This window comes from Pseudomonas sp. F2 (genome assembly GCF_057174385.1).
This window is the reverse complement of the sequence record NZ_CM169904.1, coordinates 3,860,146-3,884,046: the sequence shown is the minus strand read 5'-3', so window position 1 is coordinate 3,884,046 and position 23,901 is coordinate 3,860,146. Positions and strand designations below refer to the sequence as shown.

At 60.5% G+C, this 23,901-nt stretch carries 19 protein-coding genes; 8 read left to right on the top strand and 11 right to left on the bottom strand.

The genetic code is table 11. The features are described from left to right. Positions 1-52: 52 nt before the first annotated feature. From AC193Q_RS17530 to AC193Q_RS17485, 10 genes are all read right to left on the bottom strand, one after another. Positions 53-1,615: a SpoVR family protein gene (locus tag AC193Q_RS17530; RefSeq protein WP_047296987.1), complete on the bottom strand. Its 1,563-nt coding sequence runs from the start codon at positions 1,613-1,615 to the stop codon at positions 53-55. Further along, on the bottom strand, positions 1,612-2,883 hold the full coding sequence (locus AC193Q_RS17525) for a YeaH/YhbH family protein (RefSeq protein ID WP_041070055.1): 1,272 nt from the start codon (positions 2,881-2,883) through the stop codon (positions 1,612-1,614). The genes AC193Q_RS17530 and AC193Q_RS17525 overlap by 4 nt, the downstream gene beginning before the upstream one ends. A gap of 205 nt (positions 2,884-3,088) precedes the next feature. Next, the gene (locus AC193Q_RS17520; RefSeq protein WP_003228848.1) at positions 3,089-5,011 is read right to left on the bottom strand and encodes a PrkA family serine protein kinase; all 1,923 of its coding nucleotides are present in this window, start codon (positions 5,009-5,011) and stop codon (positions 3,089-3,091) included. A gap of 294 nt (positions 5,012-5,305) precedes the next feature. Continuing rightward, positions 5,306-5,635, bottom strand: coding sequence for a thiosulfate sulfurtransferase GlpE (gene glpE, locus AC193Q_RS17515; RefSeq protein WP_041070058.1), 330 nt, complete (start codon positions 5,633-5,635; stop codon positions 5,306-5,308). 33 nt (positions 5,636-5,668) lie between these two features. Then, positions 5,669-6,550, bottom strand: a complete 882-nt coding sequence (locus tag AC193Q_RS17510; protein WP_047296986.1) for a symmetrical bis(5'-nucleosyl)-tetraphosphatase — start codon at positions 6,548-6,550, stop codon at positions 5,669-5,671. Beyond that, positions 6,550-6,930, bottom strand: a complete 381-nt coding sequence (gene apaG / locus AC193Q_RS17505) for a Co2+/Mg2+ efflux protein ApaG (protein ID WP_047296984.1) — start codon at positions 6,928-6,930, stop codon at positions 6,550-6,552. The genes AC193Q_RS17510 and apaG overlap by 1 nt, the downstream gene beginning before the upstream one ends. Positions 6,931-7,043: 113 nt before the next feature. Next, the gene (rsmA, locus tag AC193Q_RS17500) at positions 7,044-7,862 is read right to left on the bottom strand and encodes a 16S rRNA (adenine(1518)-N(6)/adenine(1519)-N(6))-dimethyltransferase RsmA (RefSeq protein WP_121187483.1); all 819 of its coding nucleotides are present in this window, start codon (positions 7,860-7,862) and stop codon (positions 7,044-7,046) included. After that, complete coding sequence (gene pdxA, locus AC193Q_RS17495) at positions 7,859-8,848, bottom strand: 4-hydroxythreonine-4-phosphate dehydrogenase PdxA (RefSeq protein ID WP_047296980.1); 990 nt, start codon at positions 8,846-8,848, stop codon at positions 7,859-7,861. Before pdxA ends, rsmA begins: the two co-directional genes overlap by 4 nt. Further along, positions 8,845-10,161 carry a peptidylprolyl isomerase SurA gene (gene surA / locus AC193Q_RS17490; protein WP_121187481.1) on the bottom strand — a complete coding sequence of 439 codons (1,317 nt, stop codon included), beginning with the start codon at positions 10,159-10,161 and terminating at the stop codon, positions 8,845-8,847. The genes pdxA and surA overlap by 4 nt, the downstream gene beginning before the upstream one ends. Further along, positions 10,142-12,943 (bottom strand): LPS-assembly protein LptD, encoded by a 2,802-nt coding sequence (locus AC193Q_RS17485; RefSeq protein ID WP_121187479.1) that lies wholly within the window; start codon positions 12,941-12,943, stop codon positions 10,142-10,144. Before AC193Q_RS17485 ends, surA begins: the two co-directional genes overlap by 20 nt. A 130-nt stretch (positions 12,944-13,073) precedes the next feature. On the opposite strand from AC193Q_RS17485, the gene AC193Q_RS17480 reads away from it, so the two are divergent. The 3 genes from AC193Q_RS17480 to AC193Q_RS17470 are packed head-to-tail and all read left to right on the top strand — an operon-like array spanning position 13,074 to position 15,530. Further along, a complete protein-coding gene (locus AC193Q_RS17480) occupies positions 13,074-14,093 on the top strand; it encodes an aminoglycoside phosphotransferase family protein (RefSeq protein WP_047296972.1) in 1,020 nt (339 codons plus the stop codon). Then, positions 14,090-14,761 (top strand): N-acetylmuramate alpha-1-phosphate uridylyltransferase MurU, encoded by a 672-nt coding sequence (murU, locus tag AC193Q_RS17475; RefSeq protein ID WP_047296970.1) that lies wholly within the window; start codon positions 14,090-14,092, stop codon positions 14,759-14,761. Before AC193Q_RS17480 ends, murU begins: the two co-directional genes overlap by 4 nt. Position 14,762: 1 nt before the next feature. Beyond that, entirely contained in the window at positions 14,763-15,530 is a 768-nt protein-coding gene (locus AC193Q_RS17470) for a TerB family tellurite resistance protein (protein WP_041070087.1), read from the top strand. A gap of 140 nt (positions 15,531-15,670) precedes the next feature. Here the strand turns inward: AC193Q_RS17470 and AC193Q_RS17465 are convergent, their stop codons facing one another. Beyond that, entirely contained in the window at positions 15,671-16,660 is a 990-nt protein-coding gene (locus AC193Q_RS17465) for an alpha/beta hydrolase family protein (protein WP_047296969.1), read from the bottom strand. Positions 16,661-16,734: 74 nt separating this feature from the next. Here AC193Q_RS17465 and AC193Q_RS17460 point away from each other — a divergent pair, with 74 nt between their 5' ends. From AC193Q_RS17460 to AC193Q_RS17440, 5 genes are all read left to right on the top strand, one after another. Beyond that, positions 16,735-19,131: a sensor histidine kinase gene (locus AC193Q_RS17460; protein ID WP_121187476.1), complete on the top strand. Its 2,397-nt coding sequence runs from the start codon at positions 16,735-16,737 to the stop codon at positions 19,129-19,131. 85 nt (positions 19,132-19,216) lie between these two features. After that, positions 19,217-19,846: a response regulator transcription factor gene (locus AC193Q_RS17455; RefSeq protein WP_121187474.1), complete on the top strand. Its 630-nt coding sequence runs from the start codon at positions 19,217-19,219 to the stop codon at positions 19,844-19,846. Positions 19,847-20,177: 331 nt separating this feature from the next. Next, positions 20,178-21,302, top strand: a complete 1,125-nt coding sequence (locus AC193Q_RS17450) for an ABC transporter ATP-binding protein (RefSeq protein ID WP_047296967.1) — start codon at positions 20,178-20,180, stop codon at positions 21,300-21,302. Positions 21,303-21,350: 48 nt separating this feature from the next. Then, positions 21,351-22,394 carry an ABC transporter substrate-binding protein gene (locus AC193Q_RS17445; RefSeq protein ID WP_121187472.1) on the top strand — a complete coding sequence of 348 codons (1,044 nt, stop codon included), beginning with the start codon at positions 21,351-21,353 and terminating at the stop codon, positions 22,392-22,394. Positions 22,395-22,652: 258 nt separating this feature from the next. After that, on the top strand, positions 22,653-23,900 hold the full coding sequence (locus AC193Q_RS17440; RefSeq protein WP_047296966.1) for an ABC transporter permease: 1,248 nt from the start codon (positions 22,653-22,655) through the stop codon (positions 23,898-23,900). Position 23,901: the final 1 nt, after the last annotated feature.

The window sequence follows — 23,901 nt, the reverse complement described above, 5'->3', positions numbered from 1 at the left end:
TTAGCCCGACAGGATAAACCTTGTGTCGGACTTTCGGAGGTCAGAACCGCATCTAGAGATGAATCACGGCCAAGTCGAGCCGACCGTAATCACCCTCGCTGTGCTCACTGCGTGGCGGCACGTGGTGGGTTTTCATGATCTGGTCGCCCTGCAGGGTTTCCAGGTGAATGTCGAAGCCCCACAGCCGGTGCAGATGCTTGAGTACCTCATCAGTGGAGTCGCCCAGCGGTTTACGGTCGTGTTGCTGGTGACGCAAGGTCAGCGAGCGGTCGCCGCGTCGGTCGATGCTGTAGATCTGCACGTTCGGCTCACGGTTGCCGAGGTTGTACTGCGCCGCCAGGGTTTCACGGATGATCCGGTAACCGGTTTCGTCGTGGATCGCCGGCACCAGCAAATCGTCCTTCTGGTCGTCATCGAGGATGCTGAACAGCTTGAGGTCGCGGATGACCTTGGGTGACAAGTACTGCAGGATGAAGCTTTCGTCCTTGAAGCTGCTCATGGCGAACTTGATGGTCGAGAGCCAGTCGGAACCGGCAATGTCCGGGAACCAGCGCCGGTCTTCCTCGGTAGGGTTTTCGCACATACGGCGGATGTCGCGATACATCGCAAAGCCCAGTGCGTAGGGGTTGATTCCGCTGTAATAAGGGCTGTCGAAACCTGGCTGGAACACCACGCTGGTGTGCGAGGTAAGGAATTCCATCATGAAGCCGTCGGTCACCAGGCCTTCGTCATACAGGTCGTTCATCAGCGTGTAGTGCCAGAACGTGGCCCAGCCTTCGTTCATCACCTGCGTCTGACGCTGTGGATAAAAATACTGGGCGATCTTGCGCACGATGCGCACGATTTCCCGCTGCCACGGCTCCAGCAACGGTGCGTGCTTCTCGATGAAATACAGGATGTTTTCCTGCGGTTCGGCCGGGAAGCGGGCGTTGTCCTTGTCGCTGTATTTGTCTGCGCCTTTGGGAATGGTGCGCCACAGATCGTTGATCTGCTTTTGCATGTGCTCTTCGCGGTCCTTCTGCCGCCGACGTTCCTCTTCAGCAGAAATCGGATACGGACGCTTGTAGCGGTCGACGCCGTAGTTCATCAGCGCATGGCAGGAATCGAGCAGGTCTTCTACCGCATCGATACCGTGGCGCTCCTCGCACTGCATGATGTACTGCTTGGCGAACACCAGGTAATCGATGATCGAGCTGGCGTCGGTCCAGGTGCGGAACAGGTAGTTGCCCTTGAAGAAGCTGTTGTGGCCATAGCACGCGTGCGCCACCACCAGCGCCTGCATGCAGATGGTGTTTTCCTCCATCAGGTAGGCGATGCACGGGTCGGAGTTGATCACGATCTCGTAGGCCAGCCCCATCTGTCCGCGGCTGTAGGATTTCTCGGTGCTGAGGAAGTGTTTGCCGTAGGACCAGTGGTGATAGCCCAGTGGCATGCCAACCGAGGCATAGGCGTCCATCATCTGCTCGGCGGTGATCACTTCGATCTGATTGGGGTAAGTATCCAGAGCGTACCGGGCCGCAATCCGGGCGATCTCGCGGTCGTAGGCCTGAATCAGCTCGAACGTCCATTCGGAGCCGGTGGAAATGGGTTGGCGCTTCTGCTCTTTGGCGGTCATGTCACTAACCTGCGCTGGAAGAGTTCACGGAAGACCGGATAGATATCCCCGGCCGAGACCAGCTGCTGCTGGGCAAACGTGTCGGAAAAGGCTTCGGCGATGCGTTCGTATTCGTACCAGAGGGCCTGGTGCTCGCGTGGGGTGATCTCCACATAAGTGTAGTACTGCACAAACGGCATGATCTGGTTGATCAGGATGTCGCGGCAGATCGGTGAGTCGTCGTTCCAGTTGTCACCGTCGGAAGCCTGCGCGGCGTAGATGTTCCATTCGTTGCTCGGATAACGCTCGGCCATGATCTCCTGCATCAGTTTCAAGGCGCTGGAGACGATGGTGCCGCCGGTTTCCCGCGAGTAGAAGAACTCTTCCTCGTCCACTTCCCGGGCGCTGGTGTGGTGGCGGATGAACACCACATCGATCTTGTCGTAGTTACGTTTGAGGAACAGGTACAGCAGGATGAAAAAGCGTTTGGCGATGTCCTTGGTGGCCTGGGTCATCGAACCGGAAACGTCCATCAGGCAGAACATCACCGCTTTGGAGCTGGGGTTGGGCTGCTTGACCAGCAGGTTGTATTTGAGGTCGAACGTATCGAGAAACGGCACCCGGTGGATGCGCGCGCTGAGTTTTTCGATTTCTGCCTCGAGTTCCTGAATATCGCCGAAGTTGTCCGGCTCTTCGCGTTTTAATCGCGCCAGTTCTTCTTTGGCCTCGCGCAGCTTGGCGCGGCTGCTGCCGGACAGGGCAATGCGCCGGGCATGGGCCGAGCGCAGGGTGCGGATGATATTGATCCGCGACGGGTTGCCTTCGTTGCTGATCCCGGCGCGCACGGTCTTGAACGTGTCAGTCCCGCTGAGATTGCGTTTCACCAGATTCGGCAGTTCGAGGTCTTCGAACATGAATTCGAGGAATTCTTCCTGAGTGATCTGGAAAACGAATTCGTCCATGCCCTCGCCGGAATTGCCAGCCTTGCCGGGGCCGCGTCCGCCGCCACCTCCCGGTGGCCGGGCGATGTGTTCGCCGGCAGTGAATTCCTTGTTGCCGGGGTGAACCACGGTCTGCTTGCCGCCGCGACCGTGGTGAAGCACCGGTTCGTCAATGTCGCGACCGGGAATGCTGATCTGTTCACCGTGTTCCATGTCAGTGATGGAACGCCGGCTGACCGCCTCTTCGACAGCCTTCTTGATGTGATCACGGTAACGCCGCAGAAAGCGCTGGCGGTTCACCGTGCTCTTGTTCTTGCCATTGAGACGTCGGTCGATCACATAGCTCATGACTGCTCCTTAGAAGCTGTCCTGCAAAGGCGGGAGCGGTCATGCAGCATTGAGCCGAATGCCAGGGGACGTACACGCTCCCCCAAGCGCTCTGGATGCTGCCTGTACCTCGCTACCGACTTGCGGACACCTTCCAGAGGCCTGTGTAGCAGAAAATGCGGGCACAGGCCTCGGGCTGACGACAACCGGTCTTACCGGCCGCGGTTTACTGTGACTTTCTGACTCGCAGGTACCACTCGGACAGCAGTCGTACCTGTTTGTCGGTGTAGCCGCGTTCGACCATTCGAGTAACGAAGTCGTTGTGTTTCTGTTGATCCTCTTTGCTGGCCTTGGCATTGAAGCTGATGACTGGCAGCAGGTCTTCGGTGTTCGAGAACATTTTCTTCTCGATGACCACCCGCAGTTTTTCGTAGCTGAGCCAGGTCGGGTTCTTGCCGTTGTTGTTGGCTCGGGCGCGCAACACGAAGTTGACGATCTCGTTGCGGAAGTCCTTCGGATTGCTGATGCCGGCCGGTTTCTCGATTTTCTCCAGTTCTTCGTTCAAGGCGACGCGGTTGAGAATCTCGCCGGTTTCCGGATCGCGGTATTCCTGATCCTGAATCCAGAAGTCCGCATACAGCACGTAGCGGTCGAAGATGTTCTGCCCGTACTCGCTGTAAGACTCCAGGTAAGCGGTCTGGATCTCCTTGCCGATGAATTCGATATAACGCGGCGCCAGGTACTCCTTGAGGTAGCGCAGGTAGCGTTCACGGGTTTCAGCCTGGAACTGTTCCTGCTCGATCTGCTGCTCGAGCACATACAACAGGTGCACCGGGTTGGCGGCAATTTCATGCGGATCGAAGTTGAACACTTTGGACAGGATCTTGAAGGCAAAACGGGTCGACAGACCGTTCATGCCTTCGTCGACGCCGGCCGAGTCGCGGTATTCCTGAATCGACTTGGCCTTCGGATCGGTGTCCTTGAGGTTTTCCCCGTCGTAGACGCGCATCTTCGAATAGATGTTGGAGTTTTCCGGCTCCTTGAGGCGCGACAGCACAGTGAACTGCGCCAGCATCTTCAGGGTGTCCGGCGCGCAGTGAGCCTTGGCCAGGGAGCTGTTGAACAGCAACTTGTCGTAGATCTTCACTTCGTCACTGACCCGCAGGCAGTACGGCACTTTGACGATATAGATCCGGTCGATGAAGGCTTCGTTGTTCTTGTTGTTGCGGAAGGTGTGCCATTCCGATTCGTTGGAGTGGGCGAGCAGGATCCCGGTGAACGGAATCGCACCGAGGCCTTCGGTACTGTTGTAGTTGCCTTCCTGGGTGGCGGTCAGCAATGGGTGCAGCACCTTGATCGGTGCCTTGAACATTTCGACGAACTCCATCAGGCCCTGGTTGGCCCGGCACAGCGCGCCGGAGTAGCTGTAGGCGTCGGCGTCGTTCTGTGGGTATTCCTCGAGTTTGCGGATGTCGACCTTGCCCACCAGCGCGGAGATGTCCTGGTTGTTCTCGTCGCCCGGTTCGGTCTTGGCCACGGCGATCTGATTGAGGATCGACGGGTACAGCTTGACCACGCGGAACTGGCTGATATCGCCGCCAAATTCAGCCAGGCGTTTGGTCGCCCACGGCGACATGATGGTGTTCAGATAGCGCCGCGGGATACCGAAGTCTTCCTCGAGGATCGCGCCATCTTCGGTGGCGTTGAACAGACCCAAAGGTGATTCGAATACCGGCGAGCCCTTGATCGCATAGAAGGGCACTTTTTCCATCAACTGTTTCAGCTTCTCGGCCAGGGACGATTTACCGCCACCTACGGGGCCGAGCAGGTAGAGAATCTGTTTCTTCTCTTCCAGGCCCTGGGCGGCATGGCGGAAATACGAGACGATCTGGTCGATGCATTCTTCCATCCCGTGGAAGTCTTCAAAGGCCGGATAGCGACGAATCACCTTGTTGGAGAAGATCCGCGACAGCCGCGAGTTGGTCGACGTATCGAGCAGCTCGGGTTCGCCAATAGCCATCAGTAGACGCTCGGCGGCGGAAACGTAAGCGCTGCGATCCTTTTTGCACAGCTCCAGGTACTCCTGCAGCGAGAGTTCTTCCTGGCGTGTGGACTCGAAGCGTTGTTGGAAGTGGCTAAAGATACTCATGACGTCACCTCGCTCGATACGTGGAGCCGACGCCGGATCACTCAGTCGATGCTGGCAAGCAGCCGTGGTGGCCACTTGTTTACCCCCCAGAACACTTTCGCGGTCGACAACCTTGAAAGTCACTCCCGATGACCCGTGCGCCGGTGTACCGGCTCTCCCCTGTTTTGGATGGCCTGGGCTTAAGGATAGTTGGGAATTCGAGAGGTAAAGGCGAGATACGTAATTAGTTGTGGCAGACCGTTCGTCTGTCACGCGCAGGCCCGCGTGAGCCGGGGCCTGCGCGTGACAAAAAAATTATTCGGCGCCGCCTTGCGCGGTTTCCGCAGGATAAGTCGTACGCCACAGCTCGAAGCCGCCGTCCATGCTGTAGACGTCGGAGAAGCCCTGGCTGATCAGGTAAGCCGCAGCGTTCTGGCTGGAGTTGCCGTGATAGCAGACCACCACCAACGGTGCGTCGAGATCGGCGTTACGGATGAATTCCGAGATCGAGTGGTTATCCAGATGGGTCGAGCCGGCGATGTGCAGCGCGGCATAGGTTTGCGGGTCGCGGATGTCGACCACCACTGCGCCTTGTTCACGCAGGGCCTGGGCCTGTTCCGGGGGGATTCGTTTGAATTCGCTCATGGCGGGTTCCTGTAGCTCGGCAGAATGCGCAGTCTAACGCGGGACGCTGACTGGCGACGTTTCGGGGATAAGTGGCGCGACGGTCGGGGCAAGTCCGCCGTGCTCATCGCATTTGCACGACACGCGCTCGCCGCTGTCGACGTTCATCAGGGTCAGGCTGCCGCCCCAGACACAACCGGTGTCCAGTGCCGAGACGCCCGGTTCACGGACATCACCTTCCAGTGCGGCCCAGTGGCCGAAAATGATCCGCAGGCCACGGGTTTTGCGCTCCTTGTGCTGAAACCACGGTTTGTAGCCCGGTGGCGCGGTGTCGAGGCCTTCCTTGCTCTTGAGGTCGAGCTTGCCGTCGGCGGTGCAGAAGCGCATGCGGGTGAAATAGTTGGTGATCACGCGCAGGCGGGTCACGCCGGTGAGATCGCTGTCCCACTTCGCCGGCTCGTTGCCGTACATGCCATCGAGGTACAACGGAAACAGGTTGTCGTCACGCAGCGCGGCTTCGGCTTCGGCGGCGTACTTCAAGGCCTTGCGCAAGGACCACTGCGGGGGGATGCCCGCGTGCACCATGGCGACTTCGCGCTGTTCGTCATAGTGCATGAGTTTCTGTTGGCGCAGCCATTCGAGCAGGTCAGCCGCATCGGGGGCTTCGAGAATCTCGCGCAGGGTGTCGGATTTCTTCAGGCGCTCGATGTTGTTGGCGGCGGCGAGCAGATGCAGATCGTGGTTGCCGAGTACGCAGACCAGTGAGTCGCGCATGCCATAGAGAAAGCGCAGAGTCTCCAGCGACTGAGGTCCGCGATTGACCAGATCACCGACCAGCCACAGCCGATCAAGCCTGGGGTCGAACGCGACTTGCTTGAGCAAGCACTTGAGCGGATCAAGGCAGCCTTGCAGGTCGCCGACGGCGTACGTCGTCATCAGTGCAGGGCTCCAGGCACGGCGAGGCGAAAAGGCTTGATGATCGCATCGAAATGCTTGCCATCGTCGGCGACCATTTCGTAAGAGCCCTGCATGGTGCCGACCTTGGTGGTCATCACTGTGCCGCTGCTGTAAGTGTGACTTTTGCCGACCTCGATCAGCGGTTGCTGGCCGACAACACCGGCGCCGCGAACCTCTTCGACATGCCCGTCACCGTCGGTGATCACCCAGTGCCGCGACATCAGGCGGGCGGGCTTTTCGCCATTGTTCTGTACGGTGATGGTGTAGGCGAAGGCGAAGCGGTCGTGCTCGGGTTGCGACTGGTCTGCCAAATAATGGGTAACGACGCTGACATCGACCTGGTAACGGGAATCGGACATGCAAAAGGGCCTTAACGAAGCGGAACGCGTGGCGTAGCTGATGAAGAGTCAGTCTAGGCAAGTATCGGGCAGTAAACCAGAGTGGCGTCCTGCCCGATAGCGTTCATCGCCGGTCAGTCGGCGGCAGGCGCGGCAGCAACCTGCTCGGCGAGCTTGTCGGCCAGGCGCACGAATGCGGCCAGGTCCAGTTGTTCGGGACGCAGGCTGCCATCGACGCCGGCGGCTTCGATCTCGGCGGCGGTCATCAATTGCTTGAGGGTGTTGCGCAGGGTCTTGCGACGCTGGTTGAAGGCTTCGCGAACGACGCGCTCCAGCAGGCGATGATCCTTGGCCGGGTGCGGCAGCACCGCGTGCGGCACGAGACGGACGATGGCCGAGTCGACCTTCGGCGGCGGATTGAACGCGCCCGGGCCGACGTTGAACAGGTGTTCCACGCGGCAGTGGTACTGAACCATGATCGACAGACGACCCCAGTCGCCGCCGCCCGGACCGGCCGCCAGACGCTCGACCACTTCTTTCTGCAGCATGAAGTGCATGTCGCGAATGATGCCGGCGTTGTTCAGCAGATGGAAAATCAGCGGCGTGGAAATGTTGTAAGGCAGGTTGCCCACCACACGCAGGCTGTTCGGCGCGGCGTTGAGGGTGTTGAAGTCGAACTTCAGCGCATCGCCCTGATGCAGGTTGAAGTTGCTCTTGCCGGCGAACTGCTGGTTGAGGATCGGGATCAGGTCCTTGTCCAGTTCCACCACGTCGAGTTGCGCGCCGGAATTGAGGATGCCGGCGGTCAGTGCGCCCTGGCCCGGGCCGATTTCCAGCATGCGGTCGTCAGGCTTGGCGCTGATGGAGCGCAGGATGCGGTCGATGACGCCGGCATCGTGCAGGAAGTTCTGGCCAAAGCGTTTGCGCGCCTTGTGTTGGTATTGCTCGGTCATAAACGGGTCTCGGCCATCTGGTAGGCGGTTTCCAGGGCGACCTGCAGGCTGCCGGTGTCGATCTTGCCGCTGCCAGCCAGATCCAGGGCAGTGCCGTGGTCGACCGACGTGCGGATGATCGGCAGGCCGAGGGTCACGTTGACCGCCGCGCCGAAGCCTTTGTACTTCAGCACGGGCAGGCCCTGGTCGTGGTACATCGCCAGCACTGCGTCGCAGTGCTCCAGATATTTGGGGGTAAACAGAGTGTCGGCAGGCAGCGGGCCACGGAGGTCCATGCCCTCGCCGCGCAGGCGCTCCAATGTCGGTTCGATGATGTCGATTTCTTCATGGCCCAGGTGTCCGCCTTCGCCGGCGTGCGGGTTGAGTCCGCAGACCAGAATGCGTGGCCGGGCGATGCCGAATTTGTCTTGCAGGTCGGCGTGCAGAATTCGCGTGACCCGCTCCAGCCGCTCCGGGGTGATTGCATCGGCAATCTCGCGCAGGGGCAGGTGAGTGGTCACCAGTGCCACGCGCAAGCCGCGAGTAGCGAGCATCATCACCACTTGGGCGGTGTGGGTCAGGTCGGCGAGGAATTCCGTGTGTCCGGAGAACGGGATACCGGATTCGTTGATCACGCCCTTGTGTACCGGTGCGGTGATCATCCCGGCGAAGTCGCCGTTCAGGCAGCCGTTGCCGGCACGGGTCAGGGTGTCGAGGACGAAGGCGGCGTTAGCCTTGTTCAGTTGACCAGCGACCACGGGAGTGCTGAGTGGAGTGTCCCAGACATACAGGCTGCCAGCGGGGGCTGGAACAGCCGGCCAGTTGTCAGGCGCAACCTCAAGCAAATTGACGGCCAGCCCCAACTGCGCGGCCCGCTCGGTGAGCAGGTCGCGGCTGGTGATGGCAATCAGGGGATGTGGCTGGGCTTGCGAGGCGAGCAGCAGGCACAGGTCGGGACCGATGCCGGCTGGTTCGCCGGGTGTCAGCGCGAAACGCTTGGGTTTCACTGCGCTGCCTGGTCTGCACCAGGGAGTTTGATTTCTACGTAGGCTTCTTCACGAATCTGACGCAGCCAGTTTTGCAGCTCTTCATCGTATTTTTTGTTACGCAGAACATTCATAGCCTGTTGCTCGCGTGCCGATTCGGTGCTGTCGGTGGCGCGGCGGCCAAGGACTTCCAGCACGTGCCAGCCGTACTGGGTCTGGAACGGCTTGGACAGCTGACCTTGTGGGGTCTTGGCCATCACTTCGCGGAATTCCGGTACCAGTGCGTTCGGGTCGATCCAGTTCAAGTCGCCGCCGTTGAGCGCCGAACCCGGGTCTTCGGAATAGTTCTTCGCCAGCTCAGCGAAGTCTTCACCGGCCAGGATGCGCTCGTACAGCGATTGCACCAGGGCTTTGGTCTTGGCTTCGTCGCGGATCGGGCTTGGCTTGACCAGGATGTGGCGCACATGCACCTCATCACGCATCTGGGTTTCGCCACCCCGTTTGGCCAGCAACTTGAGGATGATGAAACCACCCGGGGTACGTGCAGGCTGAGTGATGTCGCCAACGGCCATGCTGCTCAGCTCACGGTCGAACGGCGGTGGCAATTGCGCAGCTTTACGCCAGCCCATGTCGCCACCTTCCAGAGCGTTGTCGCTGCCGGATTTGGCCACGGCCATCTGACCGAAGTCAGCGCCTTGCTTGAGTTGCTGGTAAACGTCCATCGCCTGACGGTAAGCGCTCTGAATCGCATCAGAGTTGGCGCTTTCCGGCGTCGGGATCAGGATGTTGGCCAGGTGCAGTTCTTCGGACAGTTGCATCTTGCCCAGGTCGGAAGCGAGGAAGTTCTTCACTTCCTGCTCGGAGACCTGAATGCGTTCCGCCACGCGGCGCTGACGCACACGGCTGATGATCATCTCGCGCTTGATCTGGTCACGGGCGTCGTCATAGGACAAACCGTCGTGAGCCAGGGCGGCGCGGAATTGATCCACGGTCATGTTGTTGCGCTGGGCGATGGTGCCAACTGCCTGGTTCAGCTCTTCGTCGGTAATGCGGATGCCGGAACGCTCGCCGATCTGCAGTTGCAGGTTTTCGACGATCAGGCGTTCGAGCACCTGCTGATCCAGCACGCCCGGCGGCGGCATGCCGCCGCCACGCTTGGCGATGGTCTGCTGAACTTCATGGACACGCTGGTCCAGTTGGCTCTGCATGACCACGTCGTTATCGACGATCGCAACCACTTTATCGATGGACTGTACTGCGGCGTTGGCCGCAGTACCCAGGAACAGCGCGCCCAGCAACAGCGGGCGCAGAGAGTCAGAAAGCTTGGTCTTCACGTTGACGATAACCTTGGATGCCTTTGTCGAGGAAGCTCTCTACCTTGGCGCCAGTCAGGCCGCCGAGTCCCTTCAGAACAATTTGGAGGAAGACGCCGTGGTCGCCTTTTTCGTTTTGTGGAGCTTCCTGACTGAATTCGTCGTAGGAAACCCAGTAACGGTTGATCAGGCGCAGTTTCCAGCAGCAGTTGTCGTACTCGAAACCACCAAAGGCTTCCAGTGTACGGTTGCGGTTGTAGTCGTACTGCCAGCGGCTGATCGCGCTCCACTGCGGAACGATCGGCCAGATGACCGAGAAGTCATGCTGCTGGATCTTGTAGTAGTCCTTCACGTAGCCAGGCTGGCCGGGCGTGCCGTAGTCGCCGCCGCCCACAGCCCACTTGCCGGTGTTCTGGTCGTAACGGATCTGGTCGTTGCGATAGCGATAACCGACGTTGACCACCTTGTTCGGGTTGTCTTCAGGCTGGTAATGGAACATCGCGCTGCCGGAACGCGGGCTGCGGCTGTCCGGATCCCAGTTGTAGTCAGCCGTGGTGCGCCAATCGCGGTTCCAGCGGTATTCGTATTCCAGCGCGTATGGCGATACGTCGGAGTGGGCGTCTTTGCGATCCTTGAACGCGATGCCTGGCAGTTGAACTTCGCGATCCTTGAAGTAGTACGCCTGACCGACGCTGATGCGCTGACGCTCGAAACCGTTGTCTTCGATCCAGCGGCTGGTCACGCCCAGCGACAGCTTGTTCTCGTCGCCGACACGGTCGGAGCCAGAGAAGCGGTTGTCTCGGAACAGTGACGCGTAGTTGAAGGTGTATTCACCGGTGTCGAATACCGGAATGTCTTCCTGATCAACCTTGGGTACATACAGGTAGAACAGGCGCGGTTCCAGAGTCTGGCGATAGTTCTTGCCGAAGTACGACGTGTTGCGGTCGAAGTACAGGCCGCTGTCGACGCTGGCGATCGGTACGCCGCGGTTCTGGTTGCTGTCGAACTTGCCATTGAGCTTCTGCTGCTCAGGAGTCATCGCATCGATCTGCGACTTGCCGGTGCCGTCGAGATCCAGCTGGTATTGGGTGTACTGGTACTTGAGCGATGGCTTCAGGAAGCCATAGGTCCAGTTCATCGGCAGGCTGACACCAGGCTTCAGGTTCAGACGGTCGCCGTTGGCACGGGCCAGGCCAGTAACGTTATTGTCGAGGCGTGGTTCGACAGTAGTCCCGTCTTCGTTGGTGAACGTGCCATTTTTCAGATCACGATCAAACCGCACAATCTCGGTCTCGTAATCGAAATTCAACCCTTCCGGGTGATACGGCAGTTGACCATTGAAGGTGATCTGCGGCAGACGGTCATACGGAGTGATGTTCGATACGGTCGCCAGCTGGTAAGCCTGAGCGTTCAACATGGCAGTGTACGAGTCGCCACGGTAGGTCACCGAACCCTGCTGATTCACATAGTCAGCGCTCTTCACACCGATCTGATCGGTGGTCAGGTCCTGGAAGTAGTACGGATCGCTGATCTTGGTGTAGTCAACCTGAGTCATCACACGGGAGTCGAGTCCGCCCTTGTGCTGCCAGTTGTACATGTAGCGATTTTTTTCGTAATCGGTCTGCTTGCTGCGATCGGTATCTTCGTCGTTCAGATACGCCGCACCGAACTGGCCTTCGCTGGACTTGGTCAGGTAACGGAACTCGCCTTCGACCAGCATGCCGCGCTTGCTCATGTAACGCGGGTACAACGTGGCATCGTAGTTCGGCGCCAGGTTGAAGTAGTACGGGGTGACCAGCATGAAGCCGGTATCGCTGCCGGTACCGATGGTCGGCGGCAGGAAACCCGATTGGCGACGATCGTCGATCGGGAAGTAGATGTACGGCGTGTACAGGATCGGAATGTCCTTGACCCGCAGTGTCACGTTGGTCGCGGTACCGAAGCCGGTGGCCGGGTTCAGGGTGATGTTGTTGCCCTTGAGCTGCCACGCGTTGCTGTTCGGTTCGCACGTGGTGTACGTGCCGTCCTTCAAGCGGATGATCGCGTTCTCGGCACGCTTGGCGTACAGCGCGTTACCGCGGATGCGCGATTTGTGCATCACGTATTCGGCGTTGTCGACCTTGGCTTCACCGGTGTCGAGCTGCACATCGGCGTGGTCGCCGACGATCAGTGCACCGTTGTCGCGAATGCGCACGTCGCCGTTGAGTTCGGCACGGCTCTCGGCCTGATAGAGGCTGGCCTCGTCGGACTCTACCTGCATGCTGCCCTGACGCAGGACCACGTCGCCGGCCAGCGTACCCACCTGATCTTCGGTGTTGTAGCGCGAGGCCTTGGCGCCGATAAAGGTCGGTGCGTCACTTTTATTCGTCTTGTCATTCATGCCAGGACGAATCGGTTCGATATAGGAACCAGAGCAGTAAGGGCCGGTCTCGGCCAATTGGGCGGCGGTGAGCTTCTCGCGCGGAACCCAGTCGAGGTGACTGTAGTCTTCGCTACGGGATTTCAGGCCGCGGCCCTTGGCTTCGGTGACCAGCACAGGCTTGGCGCCGGTGTCGGCAGTGGAACCGTTCTGGGCCGGGGCTTCGCCGGCGGCGCTGACGGCACTGCCGTCATGCACCGGACGCGGCGGCAATGCAGCTGCCGGCGTCTTGGGCGCACACGCCCAGCCACCCGTTGCCGAGACGGCGCAGTCATACTGCTCGGCGGCAACAACGAATTGACTGGCCAGAGGTTGCATAGCCAGCAGACTGCCGGTTACCAACAACGGAAATTTTTTACGAAACGCGGGGGATTTCAATGCCATCTTATTAGTCCGGGCTTCCTGCGTGCCATCTGCCCGCGGTGTGGGCCGCACGCCTCTCGATGGTCTGAAAAAGATGCTGGATAATAAAGCATGACCCGCTTGACGGCTAGCGCCGTCGGAGACCCTTGCAATGCCTGACCAAGATGTACGCTTGCAACACCTGAAAGTTTGGCTCGATGAGCAGTTGGCAATCCTGTTTGCAGATCAAGGCTGGGGCACCGTGCCCCCGGCCACGTTGACCGCGGCCAGCAGCGACGCGAGTTTCCGCCGGTATTTCCGCTGGGAAGGCGCGGGCCGCAGTTTCGTCGTGATGGACGCGCCACCGCCCCAGGAAAACTGCAAACCGTTCGTGGATATCGCCTTTTTGCTGGCGAAATCCGGAATTAACGTGCCGAAAATTTATGCAGAAGACCTCGAACGCGGTTTTCTTTTGCTCAATGACCTGGGCAACAAGACCTATCTCGACGTAATCGACGGCGAAAATGCCGATGCATTGTTCAGCGATGCCCTGCAGGCGCTGTTGGCTTTTCAGCAATTACCGATGGTCGCACCGCTGCCGAGCTACGACGTCGCGCTGCTGCGCCGTGAGCTGGAATTGTTCCCCGAGTGGTACGTGAAACGCGAACTCGGCATCGAGTTCGACGCAGCACAGCAGCAACAATGGCAGTCCGTCAGCGAACTGCTGATCGACAGCGCACTGGCCCAGCCGAAAGTTCTGGTGCACCGCGACTACATGCCGCGCAATCTGATGCTCAGCGAGCCGAATCCCGGCGTGCTGGACTTTCAGGATGCGGTCTACGGCCCGGTCACCTACGACGTCACCTGCCTGTTCAAAGACGCCTTCCTCAGTTGGCCTGAAGAGCGCGTGCGCGGTTGGCTGGAAAGTTATTGGCAGCAAGCCTCGGCGCTGGACATTCCGGTGCAGGCCGACTTCGAAGACTTCCTGCGTGCCAGCGACCTGATGGGCGTACAGCGGCACCTGAAAGTCATCGGTATCTTCGCCCGCATCTGCCATCGCGATGGCAAACCGCGCTACCTGGCCGACGTGCCGCGTTTCTTCGCCTATATAGAAGCGGTGATTGCGCGTCGTCCTGAACTGGCGGATCTGCAGGCATTGCTCGCCAGTCTGCGTGGTGGAGCGATCGCATGAAGGCGATGATACTGGCAGCAGGCAAGGGCGAGCGCATGCGCCCCCTGACCCTGACCACCCCGAAACCGCTGGTGCGTGCCGGTGGCGTGCCGTTGATCGAATACCACCTGCGGGCGCTGGCGGCGGCCGGTTTCAGTGAAATCGTGATCAACCATGCCTGGCTCGGTCAGCAGATCGAGGATTACCTGGGCGACGGTTCGCAGTTTGGCGTGAGCATCCAGTACTCGCCGGAAGGCGAGCCGCTGGAAACCGGCGGCGGGATTTTCCGTGCTTTGCCATTGCTCGGTGACGACGCCTTTTTGGTGGTCAACGGCGATATCTGGACCGACTACGACTTCAGCGTACTGCACCAACCGATCAACGGTCTGGCGCATCTGGTGCTGGCGGACAACCCGGCCCACCACCCGCAAGGCGATTTCACCTTGACCGACGGTCAGGTGATCGATGGCCAACCGGACGCGGCAACTCTGACCTACAGCGGCATCGCCGTCCTGCATCCGCAGTTGTTCGATGGTTGCGCGGACGGCGCATTCAAGCTTGCACCGTTGCTGCGCATAGCCATGGCAAACGGGCAGGTCAGCGGTGAACGTCTGAAAGGCCATTGGGTGGATGTCGGCACGCATGAGCGTCTGGCCGAAGCTGAAGCATTGATAGAAGCGAGTCGTTGATATGTTGTGGCCAGGGACTCTGATTGGAGCCGGAGCGGGTTTTGCGATCGCCAGCATTCCGGGGGCCATGCTTGGGGCATTGTTGGGACAGGCGCTGGATCGGCGCCTGCACTTGCAAAGCTGGGGGCATCTGCGGGAAAAGCTCGGCGGGCGGCCGATGTTGCGCAACGACGAACTGTTGTTCGTGCTGCTCGGGCGTCTGGCCAAGAGTGACGGGCGGGTGACGGACGGCCATATCCAGCAGGCGCGCAACGAAATGAACGCGTTGGAAATGAGCGAGCCGGCGCGGCGGCGGGCGATTGCTGCGTTCAATCGCGGCAAGTCCGGCGGTGACCGCCTGCGCGGTTATCTGCGGCGCCTGAGTGCTCAGCCGCATGCCGCCGAAGGCGTGTTGCGTGCCTGCTGGCGGATGGTCTGGGCCGACGGTCGTGCGGGTGTCAGTGAGCGCGAATTATTGGCGCAGTGGGGCAAGTGGCTGGGCTGGACGACGCACCAGATCCAGGCGCTGGCCAATGATTACGAGCCGAATAAACGGCCGATTGTCAGTGCGGCGGTGAGTTATCAGGAAGCGATGCGCCTGCTCGGCGTGTCGGCGACCAGCGAGCCGGCACAGATCAAGCGCGCCTATCGACGGCTGCTCAGTCGTCATCACCCGGACAAGATCGCCGGCAGCGGTGCGACGCCTGAGCAGGTGCGCGAGGCGACCGAGAAAACCCGTGAGTTGCACAACGCGTTTACCCTGATTCGGGCGCGGCGGGATTTTCGCTGATCGTTGCCGTTAAATATGGGTTGGCTGAAATGGCCTCATCGCGAGCAGGCTCGCTCCCACAGTTGAATGCATTCCGTCTGTAGGAATGCGATCAGTGTGGGAGCGAGCCTGCTCGCGAATGGGGCGACTCGGTCTTCCAGTCAGTCAGTCTTCTGCGGATTCAACCAGCCACGCACCCGCCGAAACAACTGTTCCTGCTCAGCCTTTTTGTCCGGCAACGCCTTGAGCGCCACCTGGCTGAACGCCGAAGTCTTCAGGCGCTTGCTGGCCTGCATGCGCTCCAGCGCCGCGTTACGATCCAGCGCCTTGTCCATGTAGAAAATGTCCGCCGTCGGCAACTTCAGGGTCGGCGTCAGCTCGGCCAGTTGCGGCTTGGCTTTACTTGGCGTTTGCGCATCGACCATCACTAGCTTCTCGACCTGCGAACTCTGCCGCTCGCTGAGGAAACGCGCCGCCCAGTACGCGCCCGTACCGTGACCGAGGATCACGACCCGGCGTGCGCTTTGTTGCTCGGCGTAGGCAATGGCCGCGTCGATCCGCGCAAAGATTCGCTCGGCATCCGCCTTGGATTGTTCTTCAGTCGTTTCGGCCACGACCTGATCCGCCACGTCCGCTTCGCCGCCCGCAGCCTGTTCGATCGGTTGCGCGGTGGTGGAATCCTTGCTGCCACTTTCCGCGGCTTTTGGCGCGGCGGCGGGCGCAATCACGCGTGGAGCGATGACATCGCTTTGCAGATCCGGCAGGGTGATACTCAGGCTGCTCCACTCGACGTCGGGCAATTTGTTGCGCAGCGGGGCGATCACTTGCGGCCAGTCAGCGGTTTCGCCGGCGCCCGGCACAATAATGACCGCACCTTTGGGTTCGGCAGTGTTGGCCGGTTTCCACAGGGCGAGGAAAGTGTCGGCGCCGGCCTGCAGTTGCTGCTGCTCTTGCGCCGGGACTTTACGTTCGAGTGCTGCGGCTTCTTCCTGACTACGCTCAAGCAGTGGCTGGCGTTCGGCGGGTTTTTCGGCGGCCGGTTGCTCGGCGGTGGAGGCGGGCGCCGGATCGGCGGCTTCGACGGAAAACGCACAAGGCAGGATCAGCGACAGGCACAATGCTGGCATTGCCAGGCGATAGACAGAGGGCATCGGTTATTCCAGGCCAGAAAAGTATCCCGGCAGCCTAATGGGTTGGTCAGAATTTGTCAGTGCAAGAGACTTCAATGATGCGTTTTTGCTGCCTGTGGGTTATCGGCTGGTTGTGTTTTCCCTTGATGGGCTGGGCGGCGTCTGCGCCGGCGGCGCATGCAGCGCTGTTGACGCCCGCCGAGCAGCAATGGCTGGCGCAGCACCGTGAGTTGCGTGTGGGCCTGGTGCTGCAGGCGCCGTACGCGCAGTACGACCGACGTCTGCAGCGCTTGTCCGGGGCTAATGTCGAATTGATGAAGTCACTGGCCAAGACCTTGAACGTCGAGCTGAGCTGGCGCAATTTTCAGGATCTGGCGCAACTGGAGGAGGCCGCCCGCGAAGGCGAAATCGACATCGCCCCGGGCCTGACCCAGACCCCGGGTGCACTGCGCCTGTGGCAGTTTTCCGATCCCTACATGCGGGTGCCGCAGCTGGTGGTCAGCGACCAGAAGAGCGGCGGCGTGGTCGAGCTGGAAAAACTCGACAGCCTGTCGCGCGTCGCCGTGCGCATGCCCAGCGTGACGGCAGACTATTTGCGCAGCACCTATCCCCATCTGAATCTGCAAGGCGTGCCGCTGGAGCGTCAGGCGCTGCAACTGCTGTTGACCCAGCAGGCGTCCTACGCCGTGGTGGATGAGGCGCAACTCGGACGGTTGTCTGCCGAACCTGAGTTCGCCGGGTTGGTGGTGGTCGGCGATATCGGCTTGCCGCAGCTGTTGCGGATTGCCACACGGCGCGACTGGCCGGCGTTGGCCGGCATTGTTGAAAGTGCTCTGCGGGCGATTCCCGCGAAGGATCTGGAACGCCTGCACACGCAATGGCTGCAACCCAAATACCCGCGTCTGTCGGAGTCGCCGGGGTTCTGGCAGAACCTCAGTTTGCTGTTTGCGGTGTTGTTGCTCAGTTGTGTGGCCATTGTGGTCTGGCAACGACGCCAGCAACACAGCCTCGAACACCGTCTGTTGACCGCCCGGGAAGACATCGCCCTGCGCGCGGCCAGCGAAGAAGCCTTGCGCCTGACCCAGTTTTCCATCGATCAAAGTACTGTCGGCATTCTTTGGGTCAACTGGGACAGCCATGTGCGTTACGCCAACCGCGCGGCGGAAAGCATGCTCGGTTATCCACAGGGCGCGTTGATCGAACGGCCGCTGATCGATTTCGAACCCGGTCTGCACATGGACCGCTGGCTCAACCTGTGGAAGCGTGCGCGGGCCAGTGAAGAAGGACCGCTGAGCTTTGAAACCAGCTGCGTGCGCGCTGATGGCAGCGTCCTGCCGGCGGACGTTTCGCTGAGTTTTCTGCGCTTTCGCGACAGCGAGTATCTGGTGGTTTATCTCACCGACGTCACCGAGCGTCGCCGCGCGCTGGCCGCGTTACAGGAAAGTGAAGCGCGCCTGCAAGGCATCGCCGCCAACGTACCGGGGCTGGTGTTTCGCCTGGAGCGGGCGCCAGTGACCGGGCAGATCGATTTCGCCTACATCAGCGAGGGCAGCGAGAGTCTGGTCGGCTACGCGCCGGCCGCCATTGCGCACCGCGACATGGGCTTGCGCAGCCTGGTGCACCCGGACGACAAGGCCAGTTACCACCGGACCCAGGACCAGGCACTGGACACCGACAGTGACTGGTCGTGGCAGGGCCGCATCCTCACCCGTCAGGGTGAACAACGCTGGGCCGAGATCAAGGCAATCACCCGCCAGCTGGAGGATGGTGCCTATGTCTGGGATGGCATCGTCTGGGACATCAGCGAAAGCAAGCGCATCGAACTGGAACTGGCGGCGTCCCGCGAGCAACTGCGCGAGCTGTCGGCGCACCTGGAAAGCGTGCGCGAAGAAGAGAAGGCGCGCATTGCCCGTGAAGTGCACGATGAGCTGGGGCAGATGCTCACGGTGCTGAAACTGGAAACCTCGATGTGCGAGCTGGCCTACGCGCAACTCGATCCGGGCCTGCACGAACGGTTGAACAGCATGAAACGCCTGATCGCCCAGTTGTTCCAGCTGGTGCGCGATGTGGCGACGGCGCTGCGCCCGCCGATCCTCGATGCCGGGATCGCTTCGGCAATCGAGTGGCAGGCGCGGCGATTCGAGGCGCGCACGCAGATTCCATGTCTGGTGCAGGTGCCGGACAATCTGCCGGTGCTCAGCGACGCCAAGGCGATCGGGCTGTTCCGCATCCTGCAGGAGGCGCTGACCAATGTGATGCGCCACGCCCAAGCGCATACTGTGGAGCTGACGCTGGCGCTGAAAGGCGACGAGTTGTGTCTGACGGTCAGCGATGATGGCGCAGGCTTTGTCGCGACGGCGCAGCGGCCGACATCCTTTGGCCTGGTTGGCATGCGCGAGCGGGTGTTGATCATGGGCGGGCGGCTGGTGCTTGAGAGTGAGCCGGGTGAGGGCACCAGTCTGAAGGTGTGGGTGCCGGTGAGTGAGGTTTGAAGGTTTGTGGTGTTTGAGCTGACGCTATCGCGAGCAGGCTCGCTCCCACAGGGTTTGGTGTGTACCTGAAATCTGGAGAAAAAATTTGATCCGTGTACTGGTAGCCGAAGACCACACCATCGTCCGGGAAGGCATCAAGCAATTGATCGGCCTGGCCAAGGACCTGCAAGTGGTGGGGGAGGCGAGCAATGGCGAGCAGTTGCTCGAAACCCTGCGCAGTGTGCCGTGCGAGGTGGTGTTGCTGGACATCTCGATGCCTGGCGTCAACGGTCTGGAGGCGATCCCGCGGATTCGCGCGTTGAACAATTCACCGGCGATTCTGGTGCTGTCGATGCACGATGAGGCGCAAATGGCCGCTCGCGCGCTAAAGGTCGGCGCTGCTGGTTATGCGACCAAAGACAGTGATCCCGCGTTGCTGCTGACGGCGATTCGCAAGGTCGCGGCGGGTGGGCGCTACATTGACCCGGAGCTGGCCGACCGGATGGTCTTCGAGGTCGGCCTGACCGACACGCGACCGTTGCATTCGCTGCTGTCCGAGCGCGAATTCTCGGTGTTCGAACGCCTGGCCCAAGGCGCCAACGTCAACGACATCGCCCAGCAACTGGCGCTGAGCAGCAAGACCATCAGCACGCACAAGGCGCGGCTGATGCAGAAGCTCAACATCACCTCGCTGGCCGAACTGGTCAAATACGCGATGGAGCACAAACTCCTCTAAGCACATTGATCCCGTGTGTAGGAGCTGCCGAAGGCTGCGATCTTTTGATCTTGTTTTCATAAGATCAAGATCAAAAGATCGCAGCCTTCGGCAGCTCCAACAGTTAGAACCGTGTGGGCATATCCATCAGCGACAACCGCTTTTGCTTGTTCTTGCGGCTCGCAGCTTGGTGCTCGTCGCTCGCTTGCCAAAACGCGCCATCCTTGTAGGGCAATCCCTACCCCCAACCTTCCATCCCGCTGAGGCGATTCTCTCCTGCGCCCCGATTTGCGTGGCTGGCGCCAGCCACTAGGCTTAATCCACAGCAGTTACCAATAACAAAGGTGTGGGTATGAGCCAGGTCGATTCAAACGCAGGGGCCAGTGACGTGCTGGTCAGCTTTCGTGGAGTGCAGAAGAGCTACGACGGCGAGAACCTGATCGTCAAAGACCTCAACCTGGACATTCGCAAAGGCGAGTTCCTGACCCTGCTCGGGCCGTCCGGCTCGGGCAAGACCACCAGCCTGATGATGCTCGCCGGGTTCGAAACGCCGACCGCCGGCGAAATCCTCCTGGCCGGCCGTGCAATCAACAACGTGCCGCCGCACAAGCGCGACATCGGCATGGTGTTCCAGAACTACGCGCTGTTCCCGCACATGACCGTGGCCGAGAATCTGGCCTTCCCGCTGACCGTACGTGGCCTGAACAAGAGCGACGTCAGCGACAAGGTCAAGAAAGTCCTGAGCATGGTCCAGCTCGACGCGTTCGCCTCACGTTATCCGGCGCAACTCTCCGGCGGTCAGCAGCAGCGGGTGGCGCTGGCCCGGGCGCTGGTGTTCGAACCACAACTGGTGCTGATGGACGAACCGCTGGGCGCGCTCGACAAGCAACTGCGCGAACACATGCAGATGGAGATCAAGCACCTGCACCAGCGTCTCGGCGTGACGGTGGTCTACGTGACCCACGATCAGGGTGAAGCGCTGACCATGTCCGACCGCGTCGCCGTGTTCCATCAGGGCGAAATCCAGCAGATCGCGCCGCCGCGCACTCTCTACGAAGAACCGAAAAACACCTTCGTCGCCAACTTCATCGGCGAGAACAACCGCCTCAACGGCCGCCTGCTCAGTCAGAGCGGCGAGCGTTGCGTGGTCGAGCTGGGCCGGGGTGAGAAGGTCGAGGCGCTGGCGGTCAACGTCGGCCAGACCGGCGAACCGGTGACCCTGTCGATCCGCCCGGAGCGCGTCAGCCTCAATGGCTCGAGCGACCAATGCGTCAACCGCTTCTCAGGGAGGGTGGCGGAATTCATCTATCTGGGCGACCACGTCCGGGTGCGCCTGGAAGTCTGCGGCAAGACCGACTTCTTCGTGAAACAGCCGATTGCCGAGCTCGATCCCGGGCTCGCGGTCGGAGACGTGGTACCGCTTGGCTGGCAGGTCGAGCACGTTCGTGCACTCGACCCACTTCTAGAGGCGCATTGATCGCCCCGGCAATACCAACACCAACCCTGCACGTGGAGAGAACAATAAATGTTGAGATCCCTGAAGTTCACCGCCCTGACCCTGGGCCTGATGGGTGCGGCCAGCGCGATGGCCGCCGGTCCCGATTTGACTGTGGTGTCGTTTGGCGGGGCGAACAAGGCGGCGCAAGTCAAAGCCTTCTACGCACCGTGGGAAGCCGCGGGCAACGGCAAGATCGTGGCCGGCGAGTACAACGGCGAAATGGCCAAGGTCAAAGCCATGGTCGACACCAAGAGTGTGTCGTGGGATCTGGTGGAAGTTGAATCGCCGGAGCTGTCCCGTGGTTGCGATGAAGACATGTTCGAACAACTCGACCCGGCGCTGTTCGGCAAAACCGAAGATTACGTCAAAGGTGCGATTCAGCCTTGCGGCGTGGGCTTCTTCGTCTGGTCGACCGTACTCGCGTACAACGCTGACAAGCTGAAAACCGCGCCAACCAGCTGGGCCGATTTCTGGGACACCAAGAAATTCCCGGGCAAGCGTGGCCTGCGTAAAGGCGCCAAGTACACCCTGGAATTCGCGCTGATGGCCGACGGTGTGGCGCCGAAAGACGTCTACAAAGAACTGGCGAGCAAGGGTGGTCAGGATCGTGCGTTCAAGAAACTGGATGAGCTCAAACCGAACATTCAGTGGTGGGAAGCCGGCGCCCAGCCACCGCAGTACCTCGCTTCCGGTGACGTGGTGATGAGCTCGGCCTACAACGGTCGCATCGCCGCCGTGCAGAAAGAATCCAACCTGAAAGTGGTGTGGAACGGCGGCATCTACGACTTCGACGCCTGGGCGATCCCGAAAGGTCTGGACGCCAAGCGCGCCGAAGCGGCGAAGAAATTCATCGCGTTCTCGGTGCAGCCGCAACAGCAGAAGACCTACTCGGAAAACATCGCCTACGGCCCGGCCAACTCCCAGGCCGTGCCGTTGCTGGACAAGGCGATCCTGAAAGACATGCCGACCACTCCGGAAAACATCGCCAACCAGGTGCAGATCGACGTCAGCTTCTGGGCTGACAACGGCGAGCAACTGGAGCAGCGCTTCAACTCCTGGGCTGCGAAGTAACCACAATCTGAAGGAAGACTTTGTGGCGAAGGAGCTTGTGTGGTGAGGGGATTCATCCCCGATGGGTTGCGAAGCAGCCCCCGAAGCCATACCCGCTCGGTGTGTCAGATAAACCGGATTCTCAGGTTTTACGACTGCTGCGCAGCCGATCGGGGATGAATCCCCTCGCCACAAAAACTCATCTGAGAGTTTTGGTGTTTCAACACAACAGAGGTGGTTCGCCACCTCTGTAATGATCAAAGATTTGCGGAGTACGTCATGGCCATCGCCGTTCCCCTGAACGAGGGCGCCAGCCCCACCTTGAAGCAGAAGCTCAAGCACGCCGAGCGGGTCAACCGCTGGAAGGCCCAGGCGTTGATTGCGCCGCTGGTGCTGTTTCTGTTGCTGGTGTTTCTGGTGCCGATCGTGGCGCTGCTCTATAAAAGCGTCGGCAACCCGGAAGTGGTTGGCGGCATGCCGCGCACCGTGGCGGCCATCGCCAGTTGGGATGGCCGTGGCCTGCCTGCTGAACCGGTGTACAAAGCGGCTGGCGAAGACCTCGCTGAAGCGCGCAAAAACCAGACGCTGGGCGATCTGTCCAAGCGCTTGAACATGGAGTTGGCCGGCTATCGCAGCCTATTGACCAAAACCGCCCGGGCGCTGCCTTTCGCCAGCGAACCGGCCTCCTATAAAGAAGCCCTCGAAGCGCTCGACGAGCGCTGGGGCGATCCGGCCTATTGGCAAGCGGTCAAACGCAACACCAGCAGCATCACCCCGTATTACCTGCTGGCGGCGGTCGATCACCGTATCGACGATCTCGGCGAACTGGCCCCGGCCACCCCGGATCAGGCGATCTACCTCGACATCTTCGCCCGGACTTTCTGGATGGGCCTGGTCATCACCGTGATCTGCCTGTTCCTCGCTTATCCATTGGCTTACCTGCTGGCCAATTTGCCATCGCGGCAGAGCAACCTGCTGATGATTCTGGTGCTGCTGCCGTTCTGGACCTCGATTCTGGTGCGGGTTGCGGCGTGGATCGTGTTGCTGCAGTCGGGCGGGCTGATCAACAGCGCGCTGATGGCCATGGGCATCATCGATAAACCGCTGGAGCTGGTGTTCAACCGCACCGGGGTCTACATATCGATGGTGCACATCCTGCTGCCGTTCATGATCCTGCCGATCTACAGCGTGATGAAAGGCATCTCGCCGACCTACATGCGCGCCGCCATATCGTTGGGCTGCCATCCGTTCGCCAGTTTCTGGCGGGTGTATTTCCCGCAGACCTACGCCGGTGTCGGCGCCGGTTGCCTGTTGGTGTTCATCCTCGCCATCGGCTACTACATCACCCCGGCGCTGCTCGGCAGTCCGAACGATCAGATGGTCAGCTACTTCGTCGCGTTCTACACCAACACCAGCATCAACTGGGGCATGGCCACTGCGCTGGGCGGCTTGTTGCTGCTGGCGACCGTGGTGCTTTATCTGATCTACAGCTGGCTGGTGGGCGCCAGTCGCCTGCGCCTGAGCTAAG

What these genes read in the sequence shown, in the direction of transcription:
- AC193Q_RS17440 (WP_047296966.1), top strand. Translation starts at nt 22,653, where the DNA reads ATGGCCATCGCCGTTCCCCTGAACGAGGGCGCCAGCCCCACCTTGAAG.
- AC193Q_RS17525 (WP_041070055.1), bottom strand. Translation starts at nt 2,883, where the DNA reads ATGAGCTATGTGATCGACCGACGTCTCAATGGCAAGAACAAGAGCACG.
- AC193Q_RS17520 (WP_003228848.1), bottom strand. Translation starts at nt 5,011, where the DNA reads ATGAGTATCTTTAGCCACTTCCAACAACGCTTCGAGTCCACACGCCAG.
- rsmA (WP_121187483.1), bottom strand. Translation starts at nt 7,862, where the DNA reads ATGACCGAGCAATACCAACACAAGGCGCGCAAACGCTTTGGCCAGAAC.
- AC193Q_RS17485 (WP_121187479.1), bottom strand. Translation starts at nt 12,943, where the DNA reads ATGGCATTGAAATCCCCCGCGTTTCGTAAAAAATTTCCGTTGTTGGTA.
- AC193Q_RS17510 (WP_047296986.1), bottom strand. Translation starts at nt 6,550, where the DNA reads ATGACGACGTACGCCGTCGGCGACCTGCAAGGCTGCCTTGATCCGCTC.
- AC193Q_RS17480 (WP_047296972.1), top strand. Translation starts at nt 13,074, where the DNA reads ATGCCTGACCAAGATGTACGCTTGCAACACCTGAAAGTTTGGCTCGAT.
- glpE (WP_041070058.1), bottom strand. Translation starts at nt 5,635, where the DNA reads ATGAGCGAATTCAAACGAATCCCCCCGGAACAGGCCCAGGCCCTGCGT.
- AC193Q_RS17470 (WP_041070087.1), top strand. Translation starts at nt 14,763, where the DNA reads ATGTTGTGGCCAGGGACTCTGATTGGAGCCGGAGCGGGTTTTGCGATC.
- apaG (WP_047296984.1), bottom strand. Translation starts at nt 6,930, where the DNA reads ATGTCCGATTCCCGTTACCAGGTCGATGTCAGCGTCGTTACCCATTAT.
- AC193Q_RS17465 (WP_047296969.1), bottom strand. Translation starts at nt 16,660, where the DNA reads ATGCCCTCTGTCTATCGCCTGGCAATGCCAGCATTGTGCCTGTCGCTG.
- AC193Q_RS17530 (WP_047296987.1), bottom strand. Translation starts at nt 1,615, where the DNA reads ATGACCGCCAAAGAGCAGAAGCGCCAACCCATTTCCACCGGCTCCGAA.
- AC193Q_RS17450 (WP_047296967.1), top strand. Translation starts at nt 20,178, where the DNA reads ATGAGCCAGGTCGATTCAAACGCAGGGGCCAGTGACGTGCTGGTCAGC.
- AC193Q_RS17445 (WP_121187472.1), top strand. Translation starts at nt 21,351, where the DNA reads ATGTTGAGATCCCTGAAGTTCACCGCCCTGACCCTGGGCCTGATGGGT.
- murU (WP_047296970.1), top strand. Translation starts at nt 14,090, where the DNA reads ATGAAGGCGATGATACTGGCAGCAGGCAAGGGCGAGCGCATGCGCCCC.
- AC193Q_RS17460 (WP_121187476.1), top strand. Translation starts at nt 16,735, where the DNA reads ATGATGCGTTTTTGCTGCCTGTGGGTTATCGGCTGGTTGTGTTTTCCC.